The sequence below is a fragment of the Pantoea sp. paga genome (assembly GCF_007558755.1).
In the GTDB taxonomy this organism is placed as follows: Bacteria; Pseudomonadota; Gammaproteobacteria; order Enterobacterales; family Enterobacteriaceae; genus Pantoea; species Pantoea agglomerans.
In genome coordinates, this window is record NZ_VLTF01000003.1 from 231,221 (window position 1) to 242,922 (window position 11,702).

Here is an 11,702-nt window from a genome sequence, read left to right on the forward strand (position 1 = left end):
TCTTAACGAAAAAAAATATTTACTGGCGCGGAAAAACGGGGGTAAAGACGGAGCTGCCTGCTTTCAGGCAGCGCTGGAGGCCCTGGATTGGGAAAATTGCAGATTACAATCAGGCCCACTAAGCATTACCGGATGACCATCCTGACTCTGCTGTTCAAAATAGTCCTGCATCTGCTGGCTGATGCCGGCACCACACCACATCACATGATGCTGATGGAGATCAGTTTTAACGGCTGGCTGACCAGAAGCACGCGAGTCAACCTCGACATTAAAGCCCATCGCAGTAAGACGAATGGCTTCAAGCCAGATTTCGGTTTTATCCAGTACGCTCACCGCTTCCAGAAACAGGGGAATGGAGGATTCGTTGCGCGATGAGGCGCGCATGACTTTATCCGCCTGCTGTTGAACAGTTTGCTCAAAACGGTTGAGACGCCGTGACGCTCCCCGACGGAGATCGGTGTAAAGCCAGGCGCTTAGCGGCCGCAGCAGATTAATGACGAAATCATCACCGCTATAATGGCTGGACATTGTGTGCATCTGACGTGAAAGCGACAGCGGTGTGCCAAATTCAAGTTGCCAGAGCAGGTCGCCTTTGCGCGCCGCCCAGCCAAAGGTGGTAACCGTAGAAGCAGACTGCTGACCTTGCCAGATTTCGTCGAGCGTCGCGCCAGTGGCTGTTAAGCCAACCAGGGTCTGGATTTCACTGAGGTGATGTTCACTCCAGCGTTCCTGATACTGCTGCGGCGTCAGTAATCCCTGCTTCATCCAGCTCTTCAGGTTCGCAGGATGGGTGCCGGTTATGGCGCAAACAGTATCGGTGGTATAAGAATGCATATCGTGCCCTCTGTTGAGGGAAAGGCCGCCGGGATCAACCGGGGATGAACCACCACTATGAACCTTATAACAGACGATTAACAGAGGCAGAGTTAAGGCAAACTGGCGCTATGTGCCTGTGACGCTACGCTTATTCGTTGTTATTCTCAGATTAAATTTATGCTGATCAGCAGGTTAAAAGCACTACGATCAGGCAATAAAAACACTGTGTATTTATTCAGTAAATATTCTTTACGCAAATATACCTGGAAATCAGCACATTTAAGCCGTTTTTAAGAGCATGCCGACTCTTCTCCCCCTTACATCCTCCTGCTAAATCGCTAAAATAGCGGGTTCTGATGATCAGGAGAAAGAGTGCCCAATGCGTTATCGTTATACTCTCGCCGTTGTGACGGTTGCTGCTGTGCTGGCCGGCTGCGCGAAGAAAAATGCCGCCAGCGATGCGCCAGATGAATTTGCTGCTGGCCCGACGCAGATTGATGTCTCACACATCAAGACACGCACAGATGATGGCTCCAGTGTATTCCTGACTGTAGATGGTAAAGACGCCGGAAGATTGCCCAACGGCGAAAGCATGCTGCTGCATGTTCCGGCCGGAAAACACCAGGTGGGCGGCTATGTCCCCACCCTGTTTGGTATGGGTCGGGTGACCATTGCGCCGGTAGAAGTGACCACGTCACCGGACGATGTCAAAAAGGTGGCTTATACGGTCACACGTAATAAAGCGACCTTTGTTGAGAACAAGGACGAGCAGGGCTAAGTGGATGACGGCGGAGAGCCTGGCTCTCCGCTGGAAGGGCTGACGCTATAAGCCCAGTTCGCTCAGTGAAGGATGGTCGTCAGGACGTCGGCCCTGCGGCCAGTGAAACAGCCGCTGTTCTTCACTGATTTTCAGATCGTTAATGCTGGCATAACGCTGCTGCATTAAACCCTGCTCATCAAAAGCCCAGTTCTCGTTGCCATATGAGCGATACCACTGCAGTTGCTCATCATGCCATTCATAGGCGAACCGCACCGCAATCCGGTTCTGGTCAAAACTCCATAACTCTTTAATCAGCCGATACTGCTGCTCCCGCTGCCATTTTTGCTGCAGGAAGGCGATGATTTCTGCCCGGCCGGTCAGAAAGGTATCACGGTTACGCCACTTGCTGTCCGCTGAATAGGCCAGAGCGACTCGCTCCGCATCCCGGCTGTTCCAGCCATCCTCAGCCAGCCGGACTTTTTCTATCGCCTGTGCAGCCACAGTAAATGGCGGTAAAGGCGGACGTGAGTTTTCCAACTTTCTCTCCTTAACAGCGCAGGCAAACGCATTGTCAGCATTCGTTACAGTCGTATCAGAGTTCCAGGGCGTGAATCTGGCAGACGGCACGCGCCGCTTCCTGACCTTTTTTCACGAAATGCTGAGTATAGAAGTCGATAAACTCTGCCGATGGCTGGAAATTATGTGGCGTAAGTGACACAGAGAAGACGGGCACATTGGTTGTCAGCTGCGCCTGCATCAGACCACTTACTACAGCCTGCGCGACGAAATCATGGCGATAGATGCCGCCATCCACCACCAGTGCTGCACAGACAATCGCATCGTATTTGCCGGTCTGCGCCAGGCGTTGCGCCAGCAGCGGCATTTCAAAAGCGCCCGGAACATCCCATGTCTTAATCTCATATGAGGTACCGCGGCTTTCCAGTTCCTGTTCGAATCCGGTCAGAACCTGAGAAACGATTTCGCTGTGCCAGTTAGCTTTAATAAAGGCGACTTTCAACGGCTGCATGACTTACTCCAGTAAAAGGTGACATCCAGTGGTAACGGGCCAGATTGCGCCTCTGCACCCCGGATCAAAAATAGTGAGCCCGGCAGGCCAGTAACCTGCTGACAGCCTTCACTATACTGTAATGTAAAGAGTCTGTGTCCATCATTGTGATTATATGTAAATAACTGAGCGATGGATTACCCGCTTATGCTGCAGCAAAAGCCCGCAACGCCTCCTGCAAGGCATTCCACACGCACTCTTCAGTCCGCAAAACCGCCTCACACCCCGCTGTTTGCGTAACAGCTTCCAGTTACGTTATTGCTTAAATAAAATACTGGATATTTGAACAGGTGTTTGTATAATTAATCGACTGCCCGCCGGGTATTGGTAGCGTTAGCGAGGGGTGAACCCATGATGATTTCAACTGAAAGCCTCAAATCTCTGGAACAATCGGTCACAATGAGCAGCCGTGAACTGGCTCAGATGACCGGTATTACACACGGAGAAGTGAAGCGGTTAATCAAAAGTCTGGAGACGGCTCAGCGTCTCTCCCAGCCGCTCAGCGTGAATGAGTATGAGCGGGAAGGGGAAGTGCGTCAGGAGTACCGTCTGTGCAAGCGTGATTCGCTGCTGGCCGTGGCTCGCCTGTCGCCTGGTTTCACTGCAGAAGTGCTGGATCGCTGGCAGGATCGCGAGAAGACGACCCATCTGCCTGACTTTACCAATCCGGCTGAAGCCGCTCGCGCCTGGGCTGAGCAGTTTGAACAGCGTCAGGCGGCGGAGCAGCAGCTGGCTCTCTCGGCACCCAAGGCGGCGTTCTTTGATAACTTCGTTGAGGTTGATGACTCGCTGGGTTTTCGGCAGCTCTGCAAAATGCTGAAAGTGAAAGAACCGGAGTTCCGCCAGTTTCTGCTGGAGCGCAACATCATGTATCGCGCAAAAGGCACCCTGACGCCGCAGCATTACCATCTGCAGGCCGGCTACTTTACGCTGCATACCGGCACGGGCGAAAATCAGCACGCTTTTTCTCAGGCACGTTTTACGTCTAAAGGGGTGAAATGGGTCGCCAGTCTGTGGGCAGGGCATCTCTCTGCTCAGCCAAAAGGCGCAGCCGCGTAACCCTTCCTGTGACCTTGCGGGCAGGCGCGGATGTATAAGTGCTGGCAGATCTGCCGGTAAAAGTGCAGATATAAAAAAGGCCGCAACAGAGTGCGGCCTTTTTTGATCGTTAATGATCGATTATCGGGCGACTTACCAGCCTTTAATCGCATCACCCTTGTAAACTTCTTCGGCTTTGGCCGCGACTTCTGGTGACTGCAGCGCAGACTTCAGCTTCTGAATTTTATCGCTGTCTTTATTATCTTCACGTGATACCAGCGCATTGACGTAAGGCGATGAGGCGCTTTCCATAAATAAGCCATCGCGATGTGCTGATAATCCAGCCTGGGCTGAGAAGTTAGTATTGATAATCGACAGAGTGACGTTTGGATCGTCTAAGGTGCGGGTCAGCTGTGGTGTATCCACTTCAACCAGCTTCAGGTTTTTTGGATTTTCGATGATATCCAGTGAGGTCGGTAAATAACCCACATCCGGTTTGAGTTTAATCAGACCCTGCGCCTGCAGCAGCAGCAGGCTGCGTCCCAGCGTAGTGGCTTCGTTAGAGATGGTGATAGTGGCACCATTCTGCAGCTCACTGATGTTCTTGATTTTGTGCGAATAGGCAGCAATCGGGAAGACGAACGTTTTACCCACCACCGCAAATTTGTAGCCGCGCTCTTTAGACTGGGATTCCAGATAAGGCAGGCTCTGGAAGGCGTTAGCATCAACTTCTTTGTTATTCAGCGCTTCATTTGGCAGTACATAGTCATTGAAGTTAAGTACTTCGACATCCAGCTTGTATTTATCCTTCGCCACCTGCTTTACCACCTGCCAGATTGCTTCATCAGGCCCGGTATTAATTGCTACTTTAACTTTGTTATCGTCATCTTTTGAGCAGGCGGATAATAGTAGAACAGAACTGGCGAGTAATGCCGTAAACAGACCTTTCATTATCAGAAATCCCTCAGGTGGTTGATGGCTTCAAAGATAATACAGATCTCACAGGTTGCGTACTGACTGAGGAATATATCTTATAACCACAACGCAAATATTGAACATTAATTAATCAGCGATTCAGCCAGTCCGGTAATGTCCGGTTTTCATCCCTGTGTTCGCTGGCGGAAAATTCCTGTTAACAGGCTTATTAAAACGCAGGCGGGCATCAACACAGTTTTCTTCTAAGCTTACCTATCGGTCACTACTGGCATTCTATTGATTATTAACAGGGATTAACCATGTCGAAGCAAGATAACGAAATTAACGCGGTTGAAGTGATGCGCAGCAGCCAGGCCTGGAACGATGAAGTGATTGAGGCCTATCCCACCGGCGAACCTGAGCTGACCGTTATGCGGCTGTCACTGCCTGCCCATACGTCATTACCCTGGCACACCCATCCAATGCCTAATGCGGCGTTTATTCTTTCCGGCACCCTGACTGTTGAGGACAAAGAGAGCGGCGAACAGCGCACTTTCCATGCGGGTGAAGCCCTCAATGAGACGGTCAACAGCGCGCATCGCGGTTACACCCTGGATGAGCCAGCCGAACTGGTGATTACCTATGCCGGTGTTAAAGGGCAGGAACTGACCGAGCCATTGCCGGGCGAGCCTGAAGAGTTTTAAACATCCTTACTTCATAATGCACCACAGTAGCGCCACCGGGCAGGCTGAACATATCAGTCACAAGCTTAAGGTGGATTTCGCTAAGCTTTGATGATCTGTGTTTCGCGCCCTTAAAGCGATATGCTGACAGGGCGCAAAGTCATCCGCGACAGAAAAGGCATTTACTCCCCGCCAAACCCCGCTTCCCGCAGCACCGCTTTTGCCTGCTCCGATTCTAAAAAATCCGCCAGCCGACGCGCCTCTGGCGTAATGATCGCACAGGCGTAACGCGCAACAGGATTGAAAGCTGCAGGGATTTCAACGACTGTCAGCCCGGCAATCTGGCTCAGGGCCGCCCGATAGCTGGCATAACCGATAAACAGATCCGCCTGATCCTCCAGGATAATCCATTCTGCCGCCAGCCTGCCTGCGGGAATAGGTCCAGAGTCACGCCCACCCACCAGTGCCTTTGCGCGCTGGCGCACCGCTTCACCAGCGTTGCCCATCCGGGTGAAAAGGGTCTGCGCGTAGTCGCCAGAGGGATCGGCTGTGGGTGTAGAGGTTGCGATCCGCAGTGTGTCGCGGGTCAGTAGCTGATACCAGTCGTCTCCCGCCTGTAGCCGATCGCTGCGAACCGTGATGCAGAGTTTATTGGTCGTGAACGGTATGACTGCCAGCGCTCGCCCAGCGTTCAGCAATTTTTGCGGATGCTCCTCACTGGCTGAAGCAAAGAGATCGCAGGGCTCACCGGCTTCAATCCGTTCGCGGAGCAGACCGGCGGGGCCAAACCGGGTTTCAACTGGCTCAGGAAAGTACGCCATCAGCGCGGGCCAGACCGCTTTCAGGCTGCCCGCCGCCAGTACGCGCATCACTCTGTTCCCTGATAAGCGGTGCGATAGAAGCGCTGATACCACTTATTGGCCAGCTTATTCATGTCCACATCCTGAAATTTCTGTGGATAGAGTTTTTTCGCCATCCACAATTCGCCAATCCCCATCGCTTCCGGCATTGGATAACCCCATGCTTTGGCGTAGTCCGGCATCAGCCAGACGCGATGATTTTTTACCGCGTCGATAGCCTGCCACTGCGGTGAGTTGTTGATTTCATTCACGACGGAGGGATAGCGAGCCTGCACAAAAATCACCTGCGGATCCCAGGCGATTATCTGCTCCATCGACACGGTTTTGAATCCCTTTACGGTCGCTGCGGCGACGTTGACCGCGCCCGCATGCAGCATCATCAGGCCGGTATATTTCCCTGATCCGTAGGTGGTCAGTTCCGGGTTCGCCATATAGGCGCGAATGCGTTTCTCCGCCGGAACATCCTTCAGGCGATCGCTGACGATTTTGCGGCCCTGATCGGTGGCCGTAATCAGGGCTTTTGCTTCTGCCGGTTTATTAACGATCTCGCCGATAAGCGTAATCCCTTCACGCAGTCCTTTGTCATAGGCCATTTCCTCGTCGCGGATAGACGGGTTCATTTTTGCCTTTTCACCCGGCTCGTCATGACGCAGTGAGATAGCCACCACCGGAATGCCCAGCGCGGTAATGCTGTCGATCATCTCATGCGGCGCATAGTTGGTCACAAATACCACCTGCGGATGCAGCGCCACCAATTTTTCGGGATCAACATGCGTCAGATCCCCCAGTGTCGCTTTCTGATTCAGCTCGGGAGCCAGGCGGGCATAGCTGTCACCAAGTTGCTGCTTCCAGTTCGCCATTACACCGACGATTTTATCGGTCGCGTTCATCTGCACCAGCAGGTTAAGCGTCTGATGCTGAAGCACCACAATACGATCAACACGATCAGGAATCGTGACCTGGCGACCTGTCTGATCGGTTATCTGGCGCGATGCCTGGGAAGAGAGCGGAAGGAGTATAAGTAAACCGAGTGTGCATGCCTGCCAGAAGCGCTTCATTAACTATCCTCAAAATTCGTTATGCAGTAGATTATATAGCGATAAGTGACAGGCGTCACGGTCCGGGTCTGCATTCCGGCATAGATGTGAGTATGAAAAGAGACTGACTGAGGGTTCTGATATCTCTTGCCTGCCCGGCACTGATTATGTGCAACGCCCGTTACTGACTCACCATCACGGTGCCTTCGTGATTTTCCTCCCTCTATTTATCTGATTTATCATGATTTAATTTCTGGCACGCCATTTGCTGAAGTCTGAACAGTAAGCAGCGTTCGACACAATTGATAGCAAATAGCTGGCTAGGGTTCCGGTTCACGCAGGTGAATGTCTGGTCCGAGAGCTGGCGACCTCTGCGAGGTTACACGGCGGGACAAAAGCCCGGGAGACAGCGGCACCAGTTGGTGTCTTGCGCTGCTCCCGTTTTTTTGTGCCAACCAGAGGTCAACCATGAAGAAATCACCCCTCCTGACGCTTATTCTGTCGCTGACGCTGCTGGTCAGCGCGCCATCTTTCGCCGCGGTCAAAAAAGAGTTCAATATCTGCTGGACTATCTATGCGGGCTGGATGCCGTGGGGCACCATCAGCAACGAGAAAATCATCGATAAATGGGCCAGCAAATACGGCATCAAAATTCATATCACCCAGCTCAATGACTATATCGAGTCAATCAACCAGTACACCGCGGGTCAGTTCGACGGCTGCACCATGACCAACATGGATGCGCTGACCATACCTGCGGCGGGCGGCATTGATTCCACGGCGCTGATCACCGGCAGCTTCTCCGATGGTAATGACGGAGTGGTGCTGAAAGGCGTAAACAAAAAACTCAGCGACCTGAAAGGGATGTCTGTCTATCTTCCTGCGCTGTCGGTTTCGCACTACCTGCTGGTTCGCGGTCTGGAGAAGGCCGGTTTACAGGAAAAAGACGTTAAGGTCGTGAACACCTCCGATGCCGATATCGTCTCCGCCTTTGGTACCAGCGGCGTGCAGGCGGCAGTTGCCTGGAATCCGCAGCTTTCAGTGATCAAGAAAACCCCACAAACCACAGAAGTGTTCAGCTCTTCGGCCGTGCCGGGCGAACTGATTGACATGATGGTGGTGAATACAGAGACCCTGAAAGATAACCCCGCGCTGGGCAAGGCGCTGACCGGTGCCTGGTTTGAGATGATGGCGAAAATGCAGGCCGGAGATGCGCAGGCGCTGAGCGCGATGGCTGCCGATTCCGGTACTGACCTCGCCGGATACAAGGCGCAGCTGAAAACCACCCACCTGTTCTGGACCCCAGCCGAAACCCAGACATTTGTTTCTTCTCCCGATCTGGCGAAAACCATGCAGCGCGTCGCCGCGTTCTCCTTTGATAAAGGATTGCTGGGCGAGGGGGCACAAAGCGCTGACTTCATCGGCATGAGCTTCCCTGGCAACATCACCGTCGGTGATACAGCGAACATCAAACTGCGCTTTGACGACAGCTATCTGAAGATGGCCGCTGCGGGCAAGCTGTAATCACCGATCTCAGGAGTATATGCCATGCGCCACATCAACCGCTATCCCCGGCAGGGAATGCGCCTGACGCTGATGCTATTACCTTTTGTATTGCTGATCGCCGTCTGGTTTATCAGTTCGGCGGTGCGTCTTGAAGCCAACCCACACGACAAACTGCTGCCCGGCCTGTCACAGATGATCGCCGCCATTGATCGGATGGCCTTCACGCCGGACAAGCGCAGCGGCGAATATCTGCTGTGGGCGGATACGTGGATTAGCTTAAGCCGTCTGCTGACCGGCCTGGCGATCTCTTCACTGATTGGTCTCTGCATCGGTGTTGCTGCGGGCGTCTTCCCGATGAGTCGCGCGGCACTGTCACCCTTTATGACTGTGGTGTCGATGATCCCACCGCTGGCGCTCCTGCCGATGCTGTTTATCGTCTTCGGGCTGGATGAGCTGTCAAAAGTGATGCTGATTGTTATCGGGATTACGCCGATGCTGGCGCGCGACCTTGAACATCGGGCGCGGGAAATCCCCGCAGAGCTGTTTATCAAAGCACAAACCCTGGGGGCGAACAGCTGGACGGTGGTGCTGCGGGTTGTGCTTCCGCAGCTCTTGTCGCGGCTGATCACCTCGCTGCGGCTGTTGCTGGGATCCGCATGGCTCTTTCTGATCTCCGCCGAGGCGATTTCCGCAACAGCCGGACTGGGCTATCGCATTTTCCTGGTTCGTCGCTATATGGCGATGGATGTGATCATTCCCTATGTCATCTGGATCACTCTGCTGGCGTGGCTGATGGACCTCGCGCTGCGTCAATTGCACAAAGCCTGTTTCCCCTGGGCGGAAGGAGGCCGGGAATGAGTTTTATCGAAATCAAAAATATCTGGCAGGAGTATGGCGACCACGTGGTGTTGGAACGCATCAATCTGCAGGTGAAAGAGGGCGAGTTCTGCTCGCTGGTGGGGGCGTCCGGCTGTGGTAAGTCGACGTTTTTACGCCTGCTGCTGGGTCAGGAAAAGCCGACACGGGGATCGATCACACTGGATGGCGAACAGCTGCGCGCGGAACCCGATCGCAGCCGTGGCGTGGTGTTTCAGCGTTACTCCGTTTTCCCTCATCTCAACGTGCTGGATAACGTCGCCATTGGCCTCGAACTTCCGGCTTCACCGTTTACTGGCCGGCTGTTTGGCGCCCGAAAACGCCATGCCCGTGAGCAGGCAAAACAGATGCTGGAGAAAGTCGGGCTGGGCCATTCTCTCGATAAATATCCGGCGCAGCTTTCGGGCGGGATGCAGCAGCGGCTGGCCATTGCGCAGGCTTTTGTGATGCAGCCGCGCGTACTGCTGCTGGATGAGCCCTTCGGCGCGCTGGACCCCGGCATCCGCAAAGATATGCATGCGCTGTTGCTCCAGCTCTGGAGCGAAACCCGCATGACGGTGTTTATGGTCACTCACGACCTTGCCGAAGGCTTCAATCTTGGCACCCGGCTGCTGGTTTTCGACAAAGTGCGCATCGATCCTCAGGCCCCCAATGCCTGGGGCGCGCGTATCACTTACGACATCCCGCTTAATGAAACGCGGCTGTCGCAGCTGGCAACCCGCAACAAAAACAACATTTATTCCTTCAAGGAGACCGCTCAATGACCGCACTTTTTCATTCAGCTCCGAGCCTGCGCGAAGAGCAGCTGCCTGGCGGAGGGCACACCTCGCTGATTTTGCGCAAAGGGCAGATCCTGCGCCTGACCGACATCGAGGGTGGCGCGAACGTCAGCATGATGATGCTAAATCCCCACGAGAAAAGTGAACGCCTGAATCTGCCGGACACCCTGAAAGGCCAGCACACGGCTCGCCTGACCACCGGGCACTGTTTCTACTCCGACATGGGACGGGTACTGGCCGCGATCGTGGCAGATAGCTGCGGCTGGCACGACCCGTTTGGCGGCGTACTCAACGCGGTGGAAACGCACCATAAGTATGGAGCCGGACGCTATCAGGAGCTGCGCAACGGCTTCTACCGCAACGGCGCCGATAATCTGCTGGTTGAGATGGGCAAATGGGATCTGGGTCTGGAAGATCTGCTGATGGTCGTCAACTTTTTCAGCAAGGTCACGGTTGATGAGGAGGGCCGCTTCCGGTTCAGCGCGGGCAACAGCCGCGCCGGCGATTTCACTGAACTGTTCGCACCCATGGACGTGCTGATCGTGCTGACCGCGCTGCCACATCCGCAGGATCCCGCCACTGACTATCTCCCGCGACCGGTACAGCTGAGCTGGTATCAGTCCGACGATATGCAGGCCGTCAGCGAAGCGATGGTCACGCGCGGTGAAAACCAGCGCGCGCTTCATAACACCCAACTTTTTGCCCTGTAAGGAGGCTGAGATGACCCTTATCCACTCTGATCGTCGTCCTGAAGATGCCGTCTATCGCCACGTGATCCCGGCAGGCGAACCGTGGCTGTTCGAAGTGAAAAAAGGGCAGACGCTGCGCCTGCTCGACCTCGAAGGGAATCAGGCTATTGATACCCTGTTTTACAACCGCGATAACCCGCGGGAACGCTACGATCCTCAGCGCACGCTGCGTCGTCAGGGACACGTCTATCTGACCACCGGCAGCGTGCTCTATTCGAATCTCGGCAATCCGCTGCTGACTATCGTCGCCGACACCTGCGGTCGTCACGATACCCTGGGCGGAGCCTGCTCGCAGGAGAGCAACACCGTGCGCTATGCCCAGGATAAGCGCTACATGCACAGCTGTCGGGATAACTTTCTCTGTGCCTGCCTGCACGATGGCCGCCTTCACAAACGCGATATCGGTGCCAACATCAACTTTTTCATGAACGTTCCGGTTACGCCGGAAGGCGGTCTGACCTTTGAAGACGGGCTATCGGCACCCGGCAAATACGTTGAGCTGGTAGCCGAATGCAATGTGATGGTGCTGATCTCCAACTGTCCGCAGCTGAATAACCCCTGTAACGGCTGGAACCCGACGCCCGCCGAAGTGCTGGTGTGGAACTGAGTCAGCGTTG

14 protein-coding genes and 1 riboswitch are annotated in these 11,702 nt (G+C 54.2%); of the genes, 8 read left to right on the forward strand and 6 right to left on the reverse strand.

The genetic code is table 11. The annotated features are described in order from the left end of the window. Positions 1-63 precede the first annotated feature (63 nt). The gene (locus tag FOV68_RS10945; protein ID WP_039389144.1) at positions 64-834 is read right to left on the reverse strand and encodes a MerR family transcriptional regulator; all 771 of its coding nucleotides are present in this window, start codon (positions 832-834) and stop codon (positions 64-66) included. A 361-nt stretch (positions 835-1,195) separates the two neighbouring features. Here FOV68_RS10945 and FOV68_RS10950 point away from each other — a divergent pair, with 361 nt between their 5' ends. Beyond that, positions 1,196-1,594 carry a hypothetical protein gene (locus FOV68_RS10950; protein WP_031590690.1) on the forward strand — a complete coding sequence of 133 codons (399 nt, stop codon included), beginning with the start codon at positions 1,196-1,198 and terminating at the stop codon, positions 1,592-1,594. A gap of 45 nt (positions 1,595-1,639) precedes the next feature. Here the strand turns inward: FOV68_RS10950 and FOV68_RS10955 are convergent, their stop codons facing one another. Continuing rightward, a complete protein-coding gene (locus FOV68_RS10955; RefSeq protein ID WP_039389142.1) occupies positions 1,640-2,113 on the reverse strand; it encodes a nuclear transport factor 2 family protein in 474 nt (157 codons plus the stop codon). 55 nt (positions 2,114-2,168) lie between these two features. Beyond that, positions 2,169-2,603 (reverse strand): 6,7-dimethyl-8-ribityllumazine synthase, encoded by a 435-nt coding sequence (locus tag FOV68_RS10960; protein WP_033773957.1) that lies wholly within the window; start codon positions 2,601-2,603, stop codon positions 2,169-2,171. A 390-nt stretch (positions 2,604-2,993) separates the two neighbouring features. Here FOV68_RS10960 and FOV68_RS10965 point away from each other — a divergent pair, with 390 nt between their 5' ends. Further along, a complete protein-coding gene (locus tag FOV68_RS10965; protein WP_031590684.1) occupies positions 2,994-3,701 on the forward strand; it encodes a phage antirepressor KilAC domain-containing protein in 708 nt (235 codons plus the stop codon). Positions 3,702-3,833: 132 nt separating this feature from the next. Here the strand turns inward: FOV68_RS10965 and FOV68_RS10970 are convergent, their stop codons facing one another. Next, positions 3,834-4,631 (reverse strand): MetQ/NlpA family ABC transporter substrate-binding protein, encoded by a 798-nt coding sequence (locus tag FOV68_RS10970; RefSeq protein WP_010247110.1) that lies wholly within the window; start codon positions 4,629-4,631, stop codon positions 3,834-3,836. Positions 4,632-4,915: 284 nt separating this feature from the next. On the opposite strand from FOV68_RS10970, the gene FOV68_RS10975 reads away from it, so the two are divergent. Continuing rightward, the gene (locus FOV68_RS10975; RefSeq protein ID WP_143990834.1) at positions 4,916-5,299 is read left to right on the forward strand and encodes a cupin domain-containing protein; all 384 of its coding nucleotides are present in this window, start codon (positions 4,916-4,918) and stop codon (positions 5,297-5,299) included. A gap of 161 nt (positions 5,300-5,460) precedes the next feature. On the opposite strand, the gene FOV68_RS10980 is transcribed toward FOV68_RS10975, so the two are convergent. Together FOV68_RS10980 and FOV68_RS10985 are read right to left on the reverse strand one after the other, a co-directional pair. Next, positions 5,461-6,147: a molybdate ABC transporter substrate-binding protein gene (locus FOV68_RS10980; protein WP_033763546.1), complete on the reverse strand. Its 687-nt coding sequence runs from the start codon at positions 6,145-6,147 to the stop codon at positions 5,461-5,463. Next, positions 6,147-7,196 (reverse strand): ABC transporter substrate-binding protein, encoded by a 1,050-nt coding sequence (locus FOV68_RS10985; protein ID WP_143990835.1) that lies wholly within the window; start codon positions 7,194-7,196, stop codon positions 6,147-6,149. The genes FOV68_RS10980 and FOV68_RS10985 overlap by 1 nt, the downstream gene beginning before the upstream one ends. 288 nt (positions 7,197-7,484) lie before the next feature. Then, positions 7,485-7,583: riboswitch (guanidine-I (ykkC/yxkD leader) on the forward strand. Between the two features lie 60 nt (positions 7,584-7,643). Here FOV68_RS10985 and FOV68_RS10990 point away from each other — a divergent pair. Genes FOV68_RS10990 through FOV68_RS11010 form a run of 5 tightly spaced genes read left to right on the forward strand, consistent with a single transcriptional unit; the run spans position 7,644 to position 11,692 of the window. After that, complete coding sequence (locus tag FOV68_RS10990; protein ID WP_069026741.1) at positions 7,644-8,699, forward strand: putative urea ABC transporter substrate-binding protein; 1,056 nt, start codon at positions 7,644-7,646, stop codon at positions 8,697-8,699. A 24-nt stretch (positions 8,700-8,723) separates the two neighbouring features. Next, positions 8,724-9,539, forward strand: coding sequence for an ABC transporter permease (locus tag FOV68_RS10995; protein ID WP_010247123.1), 816 nt, complete (start codon positions 8,724-8,726; stop codon positions 9,537-9,539). After that, positions 9,536-10,321 (forward strand): ABC transporter ATP-binding protein, encoded by a 786-nt coding sequence (locus FOV68_RS11000; protein ID WP_143990836.1) that lies wholly within the window; start codon positions 9,536-9,538, stop codon positions 10,319-10,321. Before FOV68_RS10995 ends, FOV68_RS11000 begins: the two co-directional genes overlap by 4 nt. Beyond that, on the forward strand, positions 10,318-11,046 hold the full coding sequence (locus FOV68_RS11005) for an urea amidolyase associated protein UAAP1 (protein WP_143990837.1): 729 nt from the start codon (positions 10,318-10,320) through the stop codon (positions 11,044-11,046). The genes FOV68_RS11000 and FOV68_RS11005 overlap by 4 nt, the downstream gene beginning before the upstream one ends. A 10-nt stretch (positions 11,047-11,056) precedes the next feature. Continuing rightward, positions 11,057-11,692, forward strand: coding sequence for an urea amidolyase associated protein UAAP2 (locus FOV68_RS11010; RefSeq protein WP_039389127.1), 636 nt, complete (start codon positions 11,057-11,059; stop codon positions 11,690-11,692). The last annotated feature ends 10 nt before the right edge of the window (positions 11,693-11,702 follow it).

Bases quoted from the DNA above. Each gene is read 5' to 3' on its own strand.
- FOV68_RS10945 (WP_039389144.1), bottom strand. From the start codon at position 834: ATGCATTCTTATACCACCGATACTGTTTGCGCCATAACCGGCACCCAT.
- FOV68_RS10950 (WP_031590690.1), top strand. From the start codon at position 1,196: ATGCGTTATCGTTATACTCTCGCCGTTGTGACGGTTGCTGCTGTGCTG.
- FOV68_RS10960 (WP_033773957.1), bottom strand. From the start codon at position 2,603: ATGCAGCCGTTGAAAGTCGCCTTTATTAAAGCTAACTGGCACAGCGAA.
- FOV68_RS10965 (WP_031590684.1), top strand. From the start codon at position 2,994: ATGATGATTTCAACTGAAAGCCTCAAATCTCTGGAACAATCGGTCACA.
- FOV68_RS10970 (WP_010247110.1), bottom strand. From the start codon at position 4,631: ATGAAAGGTCTGTTTACGGCATTACTCGCCAGTTCTGTTCTACTATTA.
- FOV68_RS10975 (WP_143990834.1), top strand. From the start codon at position 4,916: ATGTCGAAGCAAGATAACGAAATTAACGCGGTTGAAGTGATGCGCAGC.
- FOV68_RS10980 (WP_033763546.1), bottom strand. From the start codon at position 6,147: ATGCGCGTACTGGCGGCGGGCAGCCTGAAAGCGGTCTGGCCCGCGCTG.
- FOV68_RS10985 (WP_143990835.1), bottom strand. From the start codon at position 7,196: ATGAAGCGCTTCTGGCAGGCATGCACACTCGGTTTACTTATACTCCTT.
- FOV68_RS10990 (WP_069026741.1), top strand. From the start codon at position 7,644: ATGAAGAAATCACCCCTCCTGACGCTTATTCTGTCGCTGACGCTGCTG.
- FOV68_RS10995 (WP_010247123.1), top strand. From the start codon at position 8,724: ATGCGCCACATCAACCGCTATCCCCGGCAGGGAATGCGCCTGACGCTG.
- FOV68_RS11000 (WP_143990836.1), top strand. From the start codon at position 9,536: ATGAGTTTTATCGAAATCAAAAATATCTGGCAGGAGTATGGCGACCAC.
- FOV68_RS11005 (WP_143990837.1), top strand. From the start codon at position 10,318: ATGACCGCACTTTTTCATTCAGCTCCGAGCCTGCGCGAAGAGCAGCTG.
- FOV68_RS11010 (WP_039389127.1), top strand. From the start codon at position 11,057: ATGACCCTTATCCACTCTGATCGTCGTCCTGAAGATGCCGTCTATCGC.